19 protein-coding genes are annotated in these 16,822 nt (G+C 72.6%); 17 read left to right on the top strand and 2 right to left on the bottom strand.

Going from position 1 to position 16,822, the window contains the following annotated elements; genetic code table 11:
* Positions 1 to 32: 32 nt before the first annotated feature.
* The 6 genes from LNW72_RS16085 (at position 33) to LNW72_RS16060 (ending at position 4,672) form a co-directional block, all read left to right on the top strand.
* Positions 33 to 851, top strand: coding sequence for a class E sortase (locus LNW72_RS16085; protein WP_250976052.1), 819 nt, complete (start codon positions 33 to 35; stop codon positions 849 to 851).
* A gap of 11 nt (positions 852 to 862) precedes the next feature.
* The gene (locus LNW72_RS16080) at positions 863 to 1,078 is read left to right on the top strand and encodes a DUF3311 domain-containing protein (RefSeq protein ID WP_374117270.1); all 216 of its coding nucleotides are present in this window, start codon (positions 863 to 865) and stop codon (positions 1,076 to 1,078) included.
* The gene (locus LNW72_RS16075; protein ID WP_250976051.1) at positions 1,075 to 2,547 is read left to right on the top strand and encodes a sodium:solute symporter family protein; all 1,473 of its coding nucleotides are present in this window, start codon (positions 1,075 to 1,077) and stop codon (positions 2,545 to 2,547) included. Before LNW72_RS16080 ends, LNW72_RS16075 begins: the two co-directional genes overlap by 4 nt.
* 48 nt (positions 2,548 to 2,595) lie before the next feature.
* Complete coding sequence (locus tag LNW72_RS16070; RefSeq protein ID WP_250976050.1) at positions 2,596 to 2,904, top strand: DUF6412 domain-containing protein; 309 nt, start codon at positions 2,596 to 2,598, stop codon at positions 2,902 to 2,904.
* Between the two features lie 99 nt (positions 2,905 to 3,003).
* Positions 3,004 to 3,732 (top strand): membrane protein insertase YidC, encoded by a 729-nt coding sequence (locus LNW72_RS16065; protein WP_250976049.1) that lies wholly within the window; start codon positions 3,004 to 3,006, stop codon positions 3,730 to 3,732.
* 85 nt (positions 3,733 to 3,817) lie between these two features.
* Entirely contained in the window at positions 3,818 to 4,672 is an 855-nt protein-coding gene (locus LNW72_RS16060; protein ID WP_250976048.1) for a fumarylacetoacetate hydrolase family protein, read from the top strand.
* Between the two features lie 393 nt (positions 4,673 to 5,065).
* On the opposite strand, the gene LNW72_RS16055 is transcribed toward LNW72_RS16060, so the two are convergent.
* On the bottom strand, positions 5,066 to 5,536 hold the full coding sequence (locus LNW72_RS16055) for a heme-degrading domain-containing protein (RefSeq protein ID WP_250976047.1): 471 nt from the start codon (positions 5,534 to 5,536) through the stop codon (positions 5,066 to 5,068).
* A complete protein-coding gene (locus tag LNW72_RS16050; RefSeq protein ID WP_250976046.1) occupies positions 5,533 to 6,621 on the bottom strand; it encodes a Gfo/Idh/MocA family oxidoreductase in 1,089 nt (362 codons plus the stop codon). The genes LNW72_RS16055 and LNW72_RS16050 overlap by 4 nt, the downstream gene beginning before the upstream one ends.
* Positions 6,622 to 6,677: 56 nt before the next feature.
* Between LNW72_RS16050 and LNW72_RS16045 the strand changes: the two genes are divergently transcribed.
* The 11 genes from LNW72_RS16045 to LNW72_RS15995 all read left to right on the top strand — a co-directional run bounded on the left by LNW72_RS16045 (position 6,678) and on the right by LNW72_RS15995 (position 16,779).
* Positions 6,678 to 7,772, top strand: a complete 1,095-nt coding sequence (locus LNW72_RS16045; RefSeq protein ID WP_250976045.1) for an ROK family transcriptional regulator — start codon at positions 6,678 to 6,680, stop codon at positions 7,770 to 7,772.
* Between the two features lie 40 nt (positions 7,773 to 7,812).
* Entirely contained in the window at positions 7,813 to 8,559 is a 747-nt protein-coding gene (locus tag LNW72_RS16040) for a GntR family transcriptional regulator (RefSeq protein ID WP_250976044.1), read from the top strand.
* 138 nt (positions 8,560 to 8,697) lie between these two features.
* A complete protein-coding gene (locus LNW72_RS16035; RefSeq protein ID WP_250976043.1) occupies positions 8,698 to 9,816 on the top strand; it encodes a TIGR03364 family FAD-dependent oxidoreductase in 1,119 nt (372 codons plus the stop codon).
* Positions 9,817 to 9,824: 8 nt separating this feature from the next.
* Positions 9,825 to 10,592 (top strand): phosphonatase-like hydrolase, encoded by a 768-nt coding sequence (locus LNW72_RS16030; protein WP_374117269.1) that lies wholly within the window; start codon positions 9,825 to 9,827, stop codon positions 10,590 to 10,592.
* A complete protein-coding gene (locus LNW72_RS16025) occupies positions 10,589 to 11,737 on the top strand; it encodes an ABC transporter ATP-binding protein (RefSeq protein ID WP_250976041.1) in 1,149 nt (382 codons plus the stop codon). Before LNW72_RS16030 ends, LNW72_RS16025 begins: the two co-directional genes overlap by 4 nt.
* Positions 11,734 to 12,642 (top strand): 2-aminoethylphosphonate ABC transporter permease subunit, encoded by a 909-nt coding sequence (locus LNW72_RS16020; RefSeq protein WP_250976040.1) that lies wholly within the window; start codon positions 11,734 to 11,736, stop codon positions 12,640 to 12,642. Before LNW72_RS16025 ends, LNW72_RS16020 begins: the two co-directional genes overlap by 4 nt.
* Positions 12,629 to 13,426 carry an ABC transporter permease subunit gene (locus LNW72_RS16015; RefSeq protein ID WP_250976039.1) on the top strand — a complete coding sequence of 266 codons (798 nt, stop codon included), beginning with the start codon at positions 12,629 to 12,631 and terminating at the stop codon, positions 13,424 to 13,426. Before LNW72_RS16020 ends, LNW72_RS16015 begins: the two co-directional genes overlap by 14 nt.
* Before the next feature lie 52 nt (positions 13,427 to 13,478).
* Positions 13,479 to 14,543: a 2-aminoethylphosphonate ABC transporter substrate-binding protein gene (locus LNW72_RS16010; RefSeq protein WP_250976038.1), complete on the top strand. Its 1,065-nt coding sequence runs from the start codon at positions 13,479 to 13,481 to the stop codon at positions 14,541 to 14,543.
* Between the two features lie 93 nt (positions 14,544 to 14,636).
* Positions 14,637 to 15,416: an HAD-IIA family hydrolase gene (locus LNW72_RS16005; protein WP_138358361.1), complete on the top strand. Its 780-nt coding sequence runs from the start codon at positions 14,637 to 14,639 to the stop codon at positions 15,414 to 15,416.
* Positions 15,417 to 15,552: 136 nt separating this feature from the next.
* A complete protein-coding gene (locus LNW72_RS16000) occupies positions 15,553 to 16,122 on the top strand; it encodes a hypothetical protein (RefSeq protein ID WP_250976037.1) in 570 nt (189 codons plus the stop codon).
* A gap of 6 nt (positions 16,123 to 16,128) precedes the next feature.
* Entirely contained in the window at positions 16,129 to 16,779 is a 651-nt protein-coding gene (locus LNW72_RS15995; RefSeq protein ID WP_250976036.1) for a class F sortase, read from the top strand.
* The last annotated feature ends 43 nt before the right edge of the window (positions 16,780 to 16,822 follow it).

Here is a 16,822-nt window from a genome sequence, read left to right as displayed (position 1 = left end):
GGCGGGCCGGGAACGGCCGTATCGTCACCCGTATGACGGTGCGTCAGAAGTCCAGGCCGGTCCGGGTCGTCGTCCAGGGCCGGGGGCGGCTGCTGCGGCGCGGCGGCGCGCGGCGCACTCCGCTGGGGCGGGCGCTGTGGGGCGCCGCCGAACTCGCGGTGACGTTCGGGGTCGTCGTGCTGCTGCTGGTGGCGCACCAGTTGTGGTGGACGAATCTGCGGGCGCACGAGTCCGCCCGGCGCGAGGTCGCGGCGCTGGAACAGCAGTGGAGCGCGGCCCCCGCACCGGCGCCCTCCTCCGTTCCGACGCAGGCTCCCGCCGATACGCCGACGATGGATACATCCGATGACAAGACGTCCGCCGGGACCTCCACGCGGCAGGTGACGGCACCGGAACGGGACGATCTGGCCTACGCCGTGATCCGCATCCCCGCGATCGGCGTGACCGCCCCGGTCGCCCAGGGCATCAGCAAGAGCGCCATCCTCAACCACGGCTACGTCGGCCACTACCCGCAGACCGCCCAGCCCGGCCAGACCGGGAACTTCGCCGTCGCCGGGCACCGCAACACCCACGGCGAGCCGTTCCGCTACATCAACCGGCTGCGGGCCGGCGACACGGTGACCGTCGAGACGGCCACCGGCCGCTTCGTCTACGTCGTGGAGAAGACCGTGCCGCAGACGAATCCCTCCGACGGGTCCGTGATCGCCCCGGTGCCGTTCAGCTCCGTGCACCCGGACGCCCGGATGACCGGCGCCGGCGCGTACATCACGCTCACCACCTGCACGCCCGAATACACCTCCAAGTACCGGCTGGTGGTGTGGGGGCGGCTGAAGTCGGCGCAGGCGCGCTAGGGTCGGGCCGCGTGTCCAAGGTGCCCAGGGTATTCCGAGGCCGACGCCATCTGCTGTGGCTGCTCGTGCCGTACGTGCTGTACCTCGGCGTGCTGCCGCTGGTGAACCGGGTGCACCCCGTGGTGTTCGGGATCCCCTTCCTCTTCTTCTGGATGCTGGCCGCCACGCTCGCCACCCCGCTCGCGGTGTGGCTGGCCTACCGCGGCGACCGGCGGAGGCGTACGTGAACGCCGCGGTCGCCACCTCGATCTTCGGCGCCTTCATGGTGGTGACCGTCGCGCTCGGACTGCTCGCCGTCCGCGGGCGCGGCTCCCAGGGCGGCCTCACCGAGTGGTCGGTGGGCGGCCGCAGCCTCGGCCCGGTCTTCATCTGGGTGCTCATGGCCGGTGAGAGCTACACCAGCTTCAGCTACCTGGGCGCGGCCGGCTGGGGCTACAACTTCGGCGCGCCCGTGCTCTACGTCCTGGCGTACCTGTCGTGCGGCTACGCGGTCGGCTACGTCGTCGGCCCCATGCTGTGGGCCTACGCGCGCCGCCACGACCTGGTCGGCATCACCGACATGATCGCCCACCGCTACGCCAGCCCGCGGCTCGGCGCGCTCGTCGCCGTCCTCGCCACCGTCTGCCTGCTGCCGTACATCCAGCTGCAGATCACCGGCATGGGCGTCGTCGTCTCGACGATCTCCTACGGGGCGATCAGCCTGAACTGGGCGTACTTCCTCGGCTTCGCCGTCACCACCGGATTCGTCGTGGTCAGCGGGCTGCGCGGCAGCGCCTGGGTGTCGGTCCTCAAGGACGTCCTCGTCATCGCGACCCTCGGCTTCCTCGCCTGCTACGTCCCCTTCCACTACTTCGGCGGCTACGGCGAGCTGTTCCGGCGGCTGACCGAGGAGAAGGCGCGGTGGCTGACGTTCCCCGGGCACGCGTCCGGCGGCCTCGGCGGGAGCTGGTTCATCACCACGAGCCTGCTCAACTCGCTCACCGTGGTGATCTTCCCGACGACGGTCGCCGGCTATCTGAGCGCGCGCGACGCGGACGCGCTGCGCCGCAACGCCATCGCGCTGCCCTTCTACCAGGTGCTGCTCCTCGTCCCGATCCTGCTCGGCATGGCGGCGCTGTTCGTCGTGCCGGGCCTGACCGGCGCCGGCTCCAACCTCGCCCTGTTCGAGCTGATCACCGACTCGCTGCCGGCCTGGGCCGTCGGGATCATCGGGGTGGCCGCGGCCCTGTCGTCCATCGTGCCGATGGCGGTGTTCATGCTCGTCATCGGCACCATGTGGGGCCGCAGCGTGCTCGGCGCGGTCCCGCGGCTGGCCGGCCGGCAGAAGCTGTGGTCGCAGCTGGTCGTGGTCGCCGCCGGCTCGCTGGCCCTGCTGCTGACGTACACCCTCCCCAACACCCTGGTGCGGCTGTCGCTGATCTCCTACGAGGGCATGGCGCAGCTCGTCCCGATGCTGCTGCTCGGCCTGCTGTGGCGCCGGCTGACGCTCGCGGGCGCGCTCAGCGGTCTGCTGGCGGGCGGCGCGGTCGTGTGCTGGCTCGTCTTCACCGGCCGCGATCCCCTCTGGGGTGTGAACGCGGGGCTGCTCGCGCTCGCGCTGAACGTGGCCGTCGCCCTCGCCGTGACGTACGCCCTGCCGGCGCCGGCCGACGCACGGCCGGACGAGGAGGTCCTCGCGCAGGAAGCCGTCGCCTAGAGCGTGGGGCTACCATCGGAATCCGGACCGACCGAAGGAGGCGAGCTCGTGCGACGTGACACCGCGGCGTTCCGCCTCTTCGTGGGCGCGTTCTTCCTCGCCCTGTCCGGGGTGCTGCTGACCCAGACCGGTCTGGTGTCCAGCGCCGCCGCCGCCGCGACCACGGTCGCCGCCGCCTTGCTGTGCCGCGCCTTCATCGTCACCGCCGCCTGGCCGGGGCCCGTCGTGCCCGGCCGGATCCGGACCGCGATCCGGGACCGGGAGCGCCGTACCGCCTTCCTCGTGCAGCGCGATCCCGACGCCGCGGGCCGTCCGCGCCCCCGAGCGCCCGGCCGTCTCGTCCCGACGGCCGCGTAGGCGCTCCTACCCCGGTACCCACCGGTTCCCGCTGCGCCCCGCGCGGCTCGTCACGCCGACTTCTTCCGGCTCGACGAGACCCCGTGGAGGGCTCACCCCATGTCCGTATTCGCTCATTTCGTCATGTCCGTCGCCTCCCTGCTCGGCCCGCTCCTGGGCGCCTCGGCGACCGCGGCCGCCATCGTCGCGATCACCGTCGCCGTACGTCTGGCCCTGCATCCGCTGGCGCGGGCCGCCGCCCGCGGCGAGAAGGCGCGGGCTGCGCTGGCACCGCGGGTGGCCGAATTGAACCGCAAGCACAAGAAGAACCCGGAGCGGCTCCGGAAGGCACTCGCCGACCTCTACGCGAAGGAGGGCGCCTCGCCGTTCGCCGGCTTCGTCCCGATGCTCGTGCAGCTGCCGGTCTTCTTCCTCATGTACCGGGTCTTCTCCTCCTCGGGCGGAGACCTCCTCGACCACACCCTCTTCGGCGCACCCCTGGGCGGCCGGTGGACCGACGCGCTCGCCGACGGCGGGGTGGCCGGGCCGCACGGGGCCGTCTTCCTCGGGCTCTTCGCGGTGATCGCGGCCGTCGCGGGCTGGACGTATCTGCGGGCCCGGAAGGCCGCAGCGACCGCCCCGGCCACCGCCGCGCCCGCGGCACCCGGTGCCGCCACCATGGCGAAGATCCTTCCGCTGCTCTCCTTCGGCACCCTGCTGACCGCCGCCTTCGTCCCGCTGGCGGCCGGGCTGTATCTGGCCACCACCACCGCCTGGAGCGCCGCGGAGCGCGCCTGGCTGCAGCGTGCCCCACATGTGGCACTGAATGCCGCGAAGTCCACTTCGTGAAAGGGGGCTTGCGGGACGGCCGTAGCTGATTGGAGGATCTGCCAAGACATCCGATGACCACCCTCGCCCAACAGGGAGTACGTCTGTGAAACTGCTGCGTGTCGGACCCGCCGGAGCGGAAGCTCCGGCCCTGCTGGACGGCGACGGAATCCTGCGCGACCTGTCCGGCGTCGTGCCCGACATCGACGGCGCACTCCTCGCCGACGATGCCGCGCTCGCGCGGATAGCCGCGGCCGCGGCGGACGGATCCCTGCCCCGGCTGGACCCCGCCCTGCGCGTCGGCCCGCCGCTCGCCCGCATCGGCAAGATCGTCTGCATCGGTCTCAACTACCACGACCACGCGACGGAGACCGGCGCGGCGATTCCGGCCGAGCCGATCGTCTTCATGAAGGCCCCGGACACGGTCGTCGGGCCCGACGACACCGTCCTGGTGCCACGCGGCAGCGTGAAGACCGACTGGGAGGTCGAGCTCGCCATCGTCATCGGACGCGAGCTGCGCTACGCGGCGTCCCACGAGGAGGCACTGGCCGCGGTCGCCGGTTACTCCCTCTCCCACGACGTCTCGGAGCGCGAGTTCCAGATCGAGCGCGGCGGCCAGTGGGACAAGGGCAAGAACTGCGAGACCTTCAACCCCATCGGCCCCTGGTTCGTCACCGCCGACGAAATCCCGGACCCGCAGGCCCTCGGCCTGCGCCTCTGGGTCAACGGCGAACCGAAGCAGGCCGGTTCCACGGCGGACCAGATCTTCCCCGTGGCGGAGGTCGTCCGGTACCTGAGCCAGTTCATGGCGCTGTACCCCGGTGACGTGATCAACACGGGGACACCGGCGGGGGTGGCGATGGGCCAGCCGGACCCCAAGCCGTATTTGAGGGCGGGGGATGTGGTGGAACTGGAGATCGACGGCTTGGGCCGCCAACGCCAGGTCCTCGCGAACGCGTAGCCCCTACCGGGGCGAGGGTGCGGGTACGCCTGCCGGCGGGGGCGCGGGGTACGACGGCCCGCGCGGGCCGGTGCGCGCCTGCGGCGGGCTTTTCCCGCCCACCCGCCCAATGCCGGCACGGATGCGCGAGCGTCGGCACCCGCGGGGGTGGGGGGCGGGGCCGGAGGGTCGGGGACGGATGCGCCTGCGTCGGCACCCGCCCGGACCCCGCAGTCGGGGGTTCCCCACGACCCGCGCTCCCACCCCGCCGCCTGGACGTGAGGGGGACGGGGTCGGAGGGGGAGGGGTCCGAAATGCTGCCGTGTATTTGTGAGCCGCCAGGCTCGTAAATATACGATTTCGGACCCCTCCCCCGGAGGGCCCGGCCCCCGACCCACAACACACCGGCAACCGCTAAGCGCGCACGAAGCGCGACAACGCCTCCACCACCAGCGCATGATCCTCCGACTGCGGCAGCCCCGACACCGCCGCCGTCCCCACGATCCCCACCCCCGCCACACGCAGCGGCACCGCGCCCCCGTGGGCCGCGTACAGGTTCGGGTCCAGGCGGGAGGACTCCTCGAAGGTGGTGCCCTTGGCGCGGAAACGGGCGCCGACGAGGTACGACGACGCGCCGTAGCGCTCCGCGACGCGGGACTTGCGGGCGAGCCAGGCGTCGTTGTCCGGGGAGGTGCCCTCCAGCGCGTAGTGGAAGAGTTGCTGGCTACCGCGACGGATGTCGACCGTCACCGGAGCCTCGCGCTCGCGCGCCAGGTCGACCAACAGGCACCCCAGCCGCCAGGCGTCGTCGTTCGTGAAGCTCGCGAGAACCAGGTCGCGCTCCTGCGCTTCGAGCTCGGCGACAAGGTCCGTGGGAGTGCTCATGAGCGCGCCTCCAGTTCCACTGTGCGCCCCTCGCGGGCGGAGAGCCGGGCCGCCTCCAGGACTTCGAGGGCGGCGGCCGCCTCCAGGGCGGTGACCGGCGGGGCCGAACCGTCGCGGAGGGCGGCGGCGACAGCCGCGTAGTACGCGGGGTAGTCGCCCGGCAGCGTCGGGACGGGGCGAACGGAGTCGCCGGCCCCGAGGGTGCCCCAGTCGGACTCCGGCTCGGTCCCCCACCCGGCAGGCCCGGCGGCAGCCCCGGCGCCAGGCCGCAGGCCGTCGCGGAGGGCGGCCTCCTGCGGGTCGAGGCCGTACTTGACGTACCCGGCGGTGCTGCCGAGCGCGCGGAAGCGGGGGCCGAGCTGGGCGGTGGTGGCGCTGGCCCACAGGTGGGAGCGGACGCCGCCGGCGTGGGTGATCGCGATGAACGTGTCGTCGTCGACCTCGGCGCCGGGGCGGCGCACATCGGACTCGGCGTAGACGCGGACGGCCGGGCCGAAGAGCGTCAGGGCCTGGTCGACGAGGTGGCTGCCGAGGTCGTAGAGGAGCCCGCCGATCTCGGCGGGGTCGCCGGACTCGCGCCAGCCGCCCTTGGGCCGCGGCCGCCACCGCTCGAAGCGGGACTCGAAGCGCTGCACGGTGCCGAGCTCGCCGCTGTCCACGAGGTGGCGCAGGGTGCGGAAGTCGTTGTCCCAGCGGCGGTTCTGGAAGACGGAGAGCAGCAGGCCGCGGTCCTTGGCGAGGGCGGCCAGCTCGTAGGCCTCGGCGGCGGTGCCGGCGAGCGGCTTGTCGACGACGACGGGCACACCGGCCTGGAGGGCGGCGGTCGCGAGCGGCACGTGGGTGCGGTTGGGGGAGGCGAGCACCACGAGGTCGACGGGGTCGCCGGTCCACAGCTCGTCGGGGGAGGAGGCGAACCGGACGCCGGGGTGCTCGGCGCGGGCCTGCTCGCGGCGCTCGGGGTTCGAGGTGACGACGGTGTCGAGGACCAGGCCGTCGGTGGCGGCGACGAGCGGGGCGTGGAAGACGGAGCCGGCCAGGCCGTAGCCGACCAGTCCGACGCGGAGGGGGGTGGCGGGACTACTCATGCCCACCACTTTCGCAACAGTGTTGCCAAAGAGCAAGCACCGAGGACAATGGAGGGGTGAACAGGGGAATCTCAGGGGCGAATCTGCCCGCGCTGCGGCACCACAACGCCGCTCTGGTGCTCGATCTGCTGCGCGCCGCCACCCGGCACGGGACCGGCGGCATCAGCCGGCTGGAGCTCGCCGAGCGCACCGGGCTCACCCCGCAGGCGGTCAGCAAGATCACCGCGCGGCTGCGGGCCGAGGGGCTGGCCGAGGAGTCGGGGCGGCAGGCGTCGACCGGCGGCAAGCCGCGGACCGAGCTGCGGCTGGTGCGCCGGGCGCGGTACGCGGCCGGGGTGCACCTGGACCGTGACGAGCTGACCGTCGTCCTCGCCGACCTGTCGGGCGAGCGGGTGCAAGCGCGTACCTCCCGGCTCGACCTCGGCCGCCCCGCAGGGGAGGTGCTGGAGGCGGTGGCGCGCGAGGTGCGGGCGCTGGACGCCGGCCCCGCCATTCTCGGCGTCGGCGTCGCGGCTCCCGGGCCGCTCGACCACGCCTCGGGCGTGCTGCACCGCGTCACCGGGTTCCCGGACTGGGACGGCTTCCCGCTGCGCGACGCCCTGGAGCGGCGGCTCGGACTGCGGGTCGTCGTCGACAAGGACACCAACGCGGCGGCGCTCGCCGTTCTCGGCCAGGACGCGGGCGGCGGCTCGTTCGCGTATCTGCATCTGGGCACCGGGCTGGGCGCCGGGCTGGTGCTGGACGGCGCGGTCTTCCGCGGCGAGCGCACCGGCGCGGGCGAATTCGGGCACCAGGTGGTGCAGTTGGACGGTCCGGTGTGCGGATGCGGCAACCGCGGCTGCATCGAGGCGATGTGCCTGGCCGCGGTCGACCGCGGTGATTCGGCGGGCGCCGCGTACCTGCTGGGCGTCGGCGCGGCCAATCTCGTCTCGCTGCTCGACATCGACCGGGTGGTGCTCGGCGGGCGCACCGTGCTGGCCGACGAGACGCTGTTCCGGCAGGAGGTCGCGGCGGTGCTGACCGAGCGCACGGCCCGTTCCGTGGGGCGCACGGTGCCGGTCTCGGTGGCCCCCGGCGGAACGCGGGTGGTGGCCGACGGCGCGGCGCTGCTCGTGCTGGCCTCGGTGTTCGGCGGCGCCGCACTCGGCTGAGGGGCAGGTGGACCGCCGCTGTTCTGCGAGGATCGGTCCCGTGACAGATCCACATGCCCCGATCCGGTCCGGCATTCCCGAGCACGGCCGGGTGCCCAAGTACTACGCCGTGAAGACCCGGCTGGAGGCCGTGCTCGACGAGCTCGGCGAGGGCGGACTGCTGCCGACGGAAAGGGAGTTGGCGGCCACGTTCGAGGTGGCGCGGGAGACCGTGCGGCAGGCGCTGCGCGAGCTGCTGATCCAGGGCCGGGTGCGGCGCAAGGGGCGGGGCACGGTGGTGGCCGGCCCGAAGCTGGAGCAGCCGCTGTCGCTGGCGAGCTACACCGAGGGCGTCCGGCGGCAGGGCCGGGTCCCGAGCCGCCATCTGATCACCCTGGAGCGGCTGGCGGCGGACGCGGTGCTGGCCCGCGAGTTGCGGATCTCGGCCGGTGACGAGGTCTGGCACATGGAGCGGGTGCTGCTCGCCGACGAGGAACGGGTCGGCCTGGAGAGCACCTATCTGTCGGTGGCCCGACTGCCTTATCTGGAGCGGGACTTCGCCCCCGACTCGTCCTTCTACGTGTATCTGCGCGACCAGGTGGGGCTGGAACTGGCGGCGGCCGACGAGCGGATCGAGACGGTGCTCGCTACGCCCCGCGAGGCGCTGCTGATCGGTACGCCGCCCGCGCTGCCGATGCTGCTGCTGCACCGGACGAGCCGGGACGGCGGGGGCGTGCCGATCGAGCGGGTGCGCTCGCTCTACCGCGGCGACCGGTTCAGTTTCACCACGCAGATGTCCAAGGAGTAGCCGGGCCGACGGGAGGCTGTGCGGAGGATTTCGATCACGAAATGGTAACGGGTCTAGTCCAAGCGTTGCTGGGCTGTTCACCATCGGTTCATGCGCGAGATACGTACGCTTCCGAAGGCCCGAGCACCTTTGGGCCACATGAGAGTCCTGATCGTCGGCGCCGGTGCGCTCGGCACGATGCACGCCTGGCAAGCCGTCCACCGCGGCCATGAGGTCGTCCACCTGGAGCGCGAGCGGGAGGCCCGCGGCGCCTCCGTACGCAACTTCGGCCTGGTGTGGGTCGGCGGCCGGTCGGCCGGCGAGGAGCTGGAGACCGCGCTGCGGGCCCGTGAGCTGTGGGAGGACATCGGCGCCCGGGTGCCGGGTACCGGCTTCCGCGCCAACGGCTCGCTCACCGTGGTCCGCACCGCGGCCGAGAAGGCCGTCGTGGACGAGGTCATCGCCCGCCCCGACGCCGCCGAGCGCGGCTTCAAGTGGCTGGACGCCGCGGGCGCCAGGGAGCACAACCCGGCGCTGCGCGGCGACATCACCGGGGCGCTGCTGTGCGAGCGGGACGCCGCCGTCGAGTCCCGGGTCGCGCTGCCCGCGCTGCGCGAGCACCTGGCGGCGACCGGCCGCTACACGTTCCTCCCCGGCCGTGAGGTCCGCGAGGTCGGGCCCGGCACGGTCCGCGACGACCACGGCGAGGTGCACCGGGGAGACAGCGTCGTCCTGGCCACCGGGGCCTGGCTGTCCGGGCTGGTGCGCGAGCTCGCCCCCGAACTGCCGGTCCGCCGGGTGCGGTTGCAGATGGCGCAGACCGACCCGCTCGGCGAGCGGCTGACCACCTCGGTCGCCGACGCCGACAGCTTCCGCTACTACCCGGCCTACGAGGGCGACGCGCTCGACGCGCTGCGCGCCGGACAGCCGCAGCCGCCGGTGGCCGCCGCGCACAAGATGCAGCTGCTGATGGTCCAGCGCCTCGACGGCGGACTGACCATCGGCGACACCCACGAGTACGACGCGACGTTCAACTTCGACGTCGTCGAGGACCCGTACGACCACCTGCTGGAGCGGGCCGGACAGCTGCTCGGCCGGCCGCTGCCGCGCATCAGGCGCCGCTGGGCCGGGGTGTACGCGCAGTGCGTGGACACCGCGCGGGTGGTGCACCGGCAGGAAGTACTGGACGGAGTGTGGCTGGTCACCGGGCCCGGCGGGCGCGGCATGACCTGTTCCCCGGCGATCGGTGAGACGACCGCCGACGCGTTGGGCTGGTGAGGGAAGCGATGACGGACAGGACGGACACCATGACGGATTCCATGACGGACGGCAGCATCAAACTGGTCGTGCTCGACATGGCCGGGACCACGGTCGCCGACGGCGGCCTCGTGGAGCAGGCCTTCTCCCGCGCCGCCGAACGGCTCGGCGTGGAGCCCGGCAGCGACGACCACGCGAAGAAGCTCGACTACGTCCGCGCGACGATGGGCGAGTCGAAGATCACCGTCTTCCGCGCGCTCTTCGGCGACGAGGACATCGCCCAGCGCGGCAACGCGGCGTTCGAGAGCGCCTACGCGGAACTGGTCGACGGCGGCCGCTGCGCGCCGCTGCCCGGCGCCGCCGAGACGATCGGGAAGCTGCGCGAAGAGGGCCGCACGGTCGTGCTGACCACCGGCTTCTCGCGCGTCACCCAGGACGCGATCCTGGACGCGCTCGGCTGGCAGGACATCGCCGACCTCACCCTGTGCCCGGCCGACGCCGGACGCGGGCGCCCGTTCCCCGACCTGGTGCTCGCCGCACTGCTGCGCACCGGGGCGGCCGACGACGTACGGGAGATCGCCGTGGCGGGCGACACCTCGTACGACATGCTCTGCGGCCGCCGCTCCGGCGCCTCGGTGGTCGCCGGCGTGCTGACCGGCGCGCACGACGAGGCCGCGCTGCGCGGCGCCGGGGCCACCCACGTCCTGGCGTCCGTCGCGGAACTCCCGCGGACGATCGCCGGGTTCACCGCCGCCGACGGGTTCGCCGCGGCCGCCGGGGCGGGGCAGCAGCGATGAGTACGGAGCCGGGCGGGCCCGAGGCGGTCCCGACGTCGCGCGCGGTGCGCAGCGGCATTCGTTTCGACCACGTCAGCGTCCGGTACGGGGACCTGACGGTGCTCGACGCGCTCGACCTCACCGTCGAGCCGGGCGAGGTCCTCGCCCTGCTCGGCCCGTCCGGCTCCGGCAAGACCACCGCGCTGCGGGCGGTCGCCGGCTTCGTGCGGCCGTCCGGCGGGCGGGTGCTGATCGGCGGGCAGGACGTCACCGATCTGCCGCCGCACCGGCGCGGCATCGGGATGGTCGTCCAGCAGTACGCCCTCTTCCCGCACCTGCGCGTCGACCAGAACGTCGCGTTCGGCCTCAGGGCGCAGCGCTCGCCGCGGGCCGGGATACCCGGCCGGGTCGCGGAAGCCCTGGAGATGACGGGGATGGCCGGCTACGCCCGGCGCTATCCGCGCGAACTCTCCGGCGGCCAGCAGCAGCGCGTCGCGATCGCCCGCGCGCTGGCCATCAGGCCCGGCGTCCTGCTACTCGACGAGCCGCTGTCCGCGCTGGACGCGCAGCTGCGCTCGGGCATGCTCGCCGAGCTGGCGCGGCTGCACCGCGAACTGCCCGACGTCTCCATCCTGTACGTCACCCACGACCAGATCGAGGCGCTCACCCTCGCCGACCGCATCGCGGTCATGGACAAGGCGCGGCTGCAGGACTGCGGTACCCCGCAGGACCTGTACCGCCGCCCGCGCACCGAGTTCACCGCCTCGTTCGTCGGCAGCGCGAACCTGCTGCCGGTCCGGGTCGCCGGGGAGGGGGCGCTGCACTTCGGCGACGCGGTGGTGCGCGCCGCCGAGGTCCCGAAGGGCGCGGTTGAGGGTGCCGAGGCCACGATGTGCGTCCGTCCGCACGCCCTGCGGCTGGCCGCCGAGGGCGCGGCCGGCGGCGCGGCCAACTCGCTGCGCGGCACGGTGACGGGCGTGCAGTGGCGCGGTTCGACCCACCGGCTGCTCGTCGACTCCGGCGGCCACGAGATCCGCGCGGACGTCGGCGACCTGCGGCGGCCGCCGGTGGTCGGGGCGACGGTGACGCTCGCCTTCGACCCCGAGGACACGGTGCTCCTGCCGGCCGGCGTCGGCACCGGACGACCGCTCCTGGAGCGGGTATGAGCACCGGGACCGTGCGGACCCCGGAGCTGGCGGCGCCCGCGCCCCGTCCGGCGCGGACCTCGCGCGCGGTGCCCCGCTGGGTCTGGGCGCTGCCGCCCGTGGCCGGGCTGGCGCTGGCGTTCCTGTACCCGCTCGCGCTGGTCGTCCAGCAGTCGTTCACCCCGGAATCCGGCGGTCACGATCTGTCCGCCTACCGCGAGGTGTTCGCCTCGACGGGTTTCCGCGAGGCGCTGTGGACGACGGTCTGGATCGCGGTCGGCTCCACCGTGGGCTGCCTGGTACTGGGCTTCGCGCTGGCGCTCGTGATCGCCTTCGTACCGTTCCCCGGCGGGAAGGCGCTCAGCCGGTTCATCGACATCTTCCTCGCCTTCCCGTCCTTCCTGATCACGCTCGCGCTGCTGTTCGTCTACGGCACCGTGGGCATGGCGAACGGCCTGTGGACGGATGTGACGGGCGCGGCGAGCGGCCCCGTCGACTTCCTGCACACGCCGTGGGGCGTGCTGCTCGCGGAGATCACGTACTTCACACCGTTCGTCATGCGGCCGCTGCTCGCCGCCTTCTCGCAGGTGGACACCGCGCAGATCGAGGTCGCGTCCTCGCTGGGCGCGAAGGCGCCGCGGATCGTGCGGCAGGTGATCCTGCCGGAGGCGCTGCCGTCGCTCGCGGCGGGCGGCAGCCTGGTGCTGGTGATGTGCCTGAACGAGTTCGGCATCGTGCTCTTCACCGGCGCCAAGGACGTCACCACGCTGCCGATGCTCGTCTACAGCAAGGCGATCCTGGAGTCGGACTACACCGGCGCCTGTGTCGTCGCGGTCGTGAACATCGCCCTGTCGGTCGCCCTCTACGGGCTGTACCGCGTCGTCGTCGCCCGAACAGCCGCCGGAGGCCGTCGTGCTGGTGCATAGCCGCAGTGGCCGCTGGGCCGTGTGGGCCGTCTTCTTCGTCCTGTTCCTGCCGCTGTTCGCGCTGCCGTTCGCGGTGATCGCGCTGGCGTCCTTCGCGACGAACTGGAGCGGGGCCTTCCCCTCCGGCGCGACGCTCACCCACTACCAGGACATCACCCGCGGCGAGTCGCTGGACGCGCTCACCACCAGCCTGGTCACCGCGCTGGCCGCGAGCGTGCTGGCCCTGCTGGTCGGCGGCTGGGCGGCGCTGGCCGCCGACGCGCTGCGCGGTAGGGGCCGCCGGGTGCTGGACGCGCTGTTCATGCTGCCGGTGGCGGTGCCGTCGGTGGTGGTCGGGCTGTCCCTGCTGGTGGCGTTCTCGAAGCCGCCGCTGCTGCTCAACGGCACCCGCGGCATCGTCGTCCTGGCCCATACGGTGCTGGTCACGGCCTTCGCCTACCAGTCCGTCGCGGCGGCCGCCGCCCGGCTCGACCCCGCCTACGAGCAGAGCGCCGCGAGCCTGGGCGCCCGCCCCGCGTACGTGCTGTGGCGGGTGAAACTGCCGCTGCTGCTGCCGTCCCTCACCGCGGCGGCCGGCCTCTGCTTCGCCCTGTCCATGGGCGAGTTGAGCGCCACCATGATGCTCTACCCGCCCGACTGGCTCCCGCTGCCGGTCAAGATCTTCGGTGCCACCGACCGGGGTTCGCTCTTCTCCGGAGCCGCCCTCGCCGTGGTGCTGATGGTGACGACGCTCGTCGTCCTGCTCGGCGTGAGCCGGATCCGCACCAGGGCCGCCTACCGCTGACGTCCCGCACCACCCCGGCAATTCCCTTACCCAGCAAGGAGATCGATCTGCCATGCCCGCACACAGCCTCAAGCCGCTCGCCGCCGTCGCCGGCGCCCTGGTCCTCGCCGGTTCGCTCACCGCCTGCGGCGGTTCCTCGGCCGCGAGCGACGCCAAGGAGATCACCGTCTACAGCGCCGACGGCCTCAAGGCCGACGACGGCTCCGGCTTCTACGACAAGGCCTTCAAGGACTTCACCGCCAAGACCGGCATCAAGGTGAAGTACGTCGAGGGCGGCTCCGGCGAGATGGTGCAGCGGCTGGCCCGGGAGAAGTCCAACACCCAGGCCGACGTCGTCGTCACCCTGCCGCCGTTCATCCAGCAGGCCGACAGCAAGGGACTGCTGGACGCCTACCGGCCGGCCGGCTCCGACCAGGTCGCCGCCGCCGACAAGGACGCCGGCGGCAAGTGGACCTCGGTCGTCAACAACTACTTCTGCTTCATCTACAACACCAAGGAGCTGAAGCAGGCCCCCAAGACCTGGGACGACCTGCTCGACGCCCGGTACAAGGGCAAGCTGCAGTACTCCACGCCGGGCGTCGCCGGTGACGGCACGGCCGTCGTCATCAAGGCGATCCACGACTTCGGCGGCCTGGAGCCGGCGATGGCGTACCTGAAGAAGCTGCAGACCAACAACGTCGGACCGTCGAAGTCGACGGGCGCGCTCGCGCCCAAGGTCGACAAGGGCGAGCTGGTCGTCGCCAACGGCGATGTGCAGATGAACTACGCCGACATGAAGTCCATGCCGAACCAGGGCATCTTCTTCCCCGCCGCGAACGCGACCGGCAAGCCCACCAGCTTCGCCCTCCCGTACGCGGCCGGCCTGGTCAAGGACGCCCCGCACGCGGAGAACGGCAAGAAGCTGCTGGACTTCCTGCTCACCCCCGAGGTGCAGCAGGAGGTGTCCTCGGTCGGCGGCGGCTTCCCGGCCCGTACCGATGTGACGGCGACGGACGCGAACGCGGTGAAGCTGAAGGCGATCATGTCCGGCGTCGAGATCTTCACGCCCGACTGGGCCACCGTGAACACCGGCCTGACGTCGTACGTCGACGCCTGGAAGAAGGCGACCGGCAGCTGATCAGCGGATGAGACGGCCGGGGCGTACGCGGTGCGCCCCGGCTACGCTGGGCAGCGCAACGCAGCCGCACACCAGGATCAGGAGAACACGCCCGTGTCGACACGCAAGCCGATCGAATCCTGGCTCACCGACATGGACGGGGTGCTGATCCACGAGGGCACGCCGATCCCCGGCGCCGACGCCTTCATCAAACGGCTGCGGGAGTCCGGCAAGCCGTTCCTGGTGCTGACGAACAACTCCATCTACACCGCCCGTGACCTGCACGCCAGGCTGTCGCGGATGGGTCTCGACGTTCCGGTCGAGAACATCTGGACCTCGGCGCTGGCCACCGCGAAGTTCCTCGACGACCAGCGCCCCGGCGGTACCGCGTACGCGATCGGCGAGGCCGGTCTGACCACCGCGCTGCACGACGTCGGGTACATCCTCACCGACGTCGAGCCCGACTACGTGGTGCTGGGCGAGACCCGCACCTACAGCTTCGAGGCGCTCACCAAGGCGATCCGGCTCATCAACGGCGGTGCGCGCTTCATCTGCACCAACCCGGACGAGACCGGCCCGTCGGCCGAGGGCCCGCTGCCCGCCACCGGCTCGGTGGCCGCGCTGATCACCAAGGCCACCGGCAAGGACCCGTACTTCGTCGGCAAGCCGAACCCGCTGATGATGCGGGCCGGGCTGAACGCGATCGGTGTGCACTCCGAGACCAGCGCGATGATCGGCGACCGGATGGACACCGATGTGCTCGCCGGGCTGGAGTCCGGCATGGAGACCTTCCTGGTGCTGACCGGCCTGACGTCCAAGGCCGACATCGACAAGTACCCGTTCCGGCCGTCGCGGGTCGTGAACTCGATCGCGGACCTCGTCGACGAGATCTGAGCGCTCGCACTGTGTGTGACCGGCACCCCCTGATGGCGTAACCAAACGCCGTCCGGGGTGCGGCGGAACCCTCCTGGATGGATGTTCGAAGCACCGGGTACCGCTGGCCGTACCCGGCCGAGCGGAGGTTCCCCCGATGCTAGATATCCGACGACCGGCTGCTGCCGGTGCGGCCGTACTGTTCCTGCTCAGTGGTGCTGTCCCGGCATTCGCCGACAACGAGAGTTCGGCGTCGGCCTCGGGGACGGTGACCGTCACCCCGGGCAAGACCTGGGCGGGCGCGGTCATCACGCTGCATGTGAAGAGCGCCTGCAAGTCGGCGAAGGCCAAGGCCAGTGCCGAGGTCTTCGTCAGTTCGGTGACCCTGGCGCCGCCGGTCGACGGCCAGGACGGACTCGTCAGCGACGCGTCCATCCGGTCCGACGCGGTGGCGGGCACCTACTCCGTCTCCGTCGAGTGCGACGGCAACACCCACGCCGCCCAGGGCAGCGTGGTCATCATCAACCAGATCGCGCCCGTCACCCCCGTGAAGCCCGAACCGCTCTGGCCGACGGCCCCGGTTCCGGCGGGCGGCGGTGGAACCGCGCAGCTGGCGGCCGGCCCGGCCGAGGCCGGTCCCGGCACCGACTCGGTGCTGGCGGTCGGCGGCGCGGCGGCGGCATCGCTCGCGGCCGTGGCGGTGTACCGCCGACGCCGCCACGGTTAGGCCGCGGTGCCCGACGAGGAACGCACGTCCGTCAGCGGCCGCACCTGGGCCGCGGTGGCGATGGGGCTGGTGCTCTTCGCCGCCTGGCTGATGGGCCACCCCGGCGACGGGGTGGACCCGGCCGGCCCCGGCGGACAGCCGGCGGCCGGCTCCGCCGACCGGCCGCCACAGGTCTACGCCCCGCACCTCCCGCTGCCGGACTCCAAGCCGGTGCGGGTGGACATCGCGTCGATCGGGCTGCACGCCGGGATCGTCGAACGGGGCCTGGCGAACGGTGCGGTGGACCCGCCGCCGTACAGCACCCCGGACGTCGCCGGCTGGTTCCGCGGCGGTCCGGCGCCGGGTGCGGCGGGCGCGGCGCTGCTCGTCGGCCATGTCGACACCGAGACCAGGCCCGCGGTCTTCTACGGGCTGAGCACGGTGACGCCGGGCGCCGAGGTGGACATCCAGCGGGCGGACGGCTCCGTCGCGGAGTTCACGGTCGAAGGCGTCGAGGTCGTCGACAAGGACCACTTCTCCGCGGACCGGGTCTACGGCGCGGGCAGCCGGCCGGAACTGCGGCTGATCACCTGCGGTGGCACGTTCGACCAGGAGAAGCGCGCGTACTCGGCGAACGTGGTCGTCTTTGCCGCGCTGACCGGATCACATCAGGACTGACCGCCGCCGCACGTCATTCGCGCCCGGCCGGCGACCCGCTCCC

It is taken from the genome of Streptomyces sp. RKAG293, from assembly GCF_023701745.1.
Lineage (GTDB): Bacteria > Actinomycetota > Actinomycetes > Streptomycetales > Streptomycetaceae > Actinacidiphila.
This window is presented reverse-complemented; position numbering and strand designations above follow the sequence as displayed.

Bases quoted from the DNA above. Each gene is read 5' to 3' on its own strand.
- LNW72_RS16085 (WP_250976052.1), top strand. From the start codon at position 33: ATGACGGTGCGTCAGAAGTCCAGGCCGGTCCGGGTCGTCGTCCAGGGC.
- LNW72_RS16065 (WP_250976049.1), top strand. From the start codon at position 3,004: ATGTCCGTATTCGCTCATTTCGTCATGTCCGTCGCCTCCCTGCTCGGC.
- LNW72_RS16055 (WP_250976047.1), bottom strand. From the start codon at position 5,536: ATGAGCACTCCCACGGACCTTGTCGCCGAGCTCGAAGCGCAGGAGCGC.
- LNW72_RS16050 (WP_250976046.1), bottom strand. From the start codon at position 6,621: ATGAGTAGTCCCGCCACCCCCCTCCGCGTCGGACTGGTCGGCTACGGC.
- LNW72_RS16035 (WP_250976043.1), top strand. From the start codon at position 8,698: ATGAGAGTCCTGATCGTCGGCGCCGGTGCGCTCGGCACGATGCACGCC.
- LNW72_RS16030 (WP_374117269.1), top strand. From the start codon at position 9,825: ATGACGGACAGGACGGACACCATGACGGATTCCATGACGGACGGCAGC.
- LNW72_RS16025 (WP_250976041.1), top strand. From the start codon at position 10,589: ATGAGTACGGAGCCGGGCGGGCCCGAGGCGGTCCCGACGTCGCGCGCG.
- LNW72_RS16020 (WP_250976040.1), top strand. From the start codon at position 11,734: ATGAGCACCGGGACCGTGCGGACCCCGGAGCTGGCGGCGCCCGCGCCC.
- LNW72_RS16010 (WP_250976038.1), top strand. From the start codon at position 13,479: ATGCCCGCACACAGCCTCAAGCCGCTCGCCGCCGTCGCCGGCGCCCTG.
- LNW72_RS16000 (WP_250976037.1), top strand. From the start codon at position 15,553: ATGCTAGATATCCGACGACCGGCTGCTGCCGGTGCGGCCGTACTGTTC.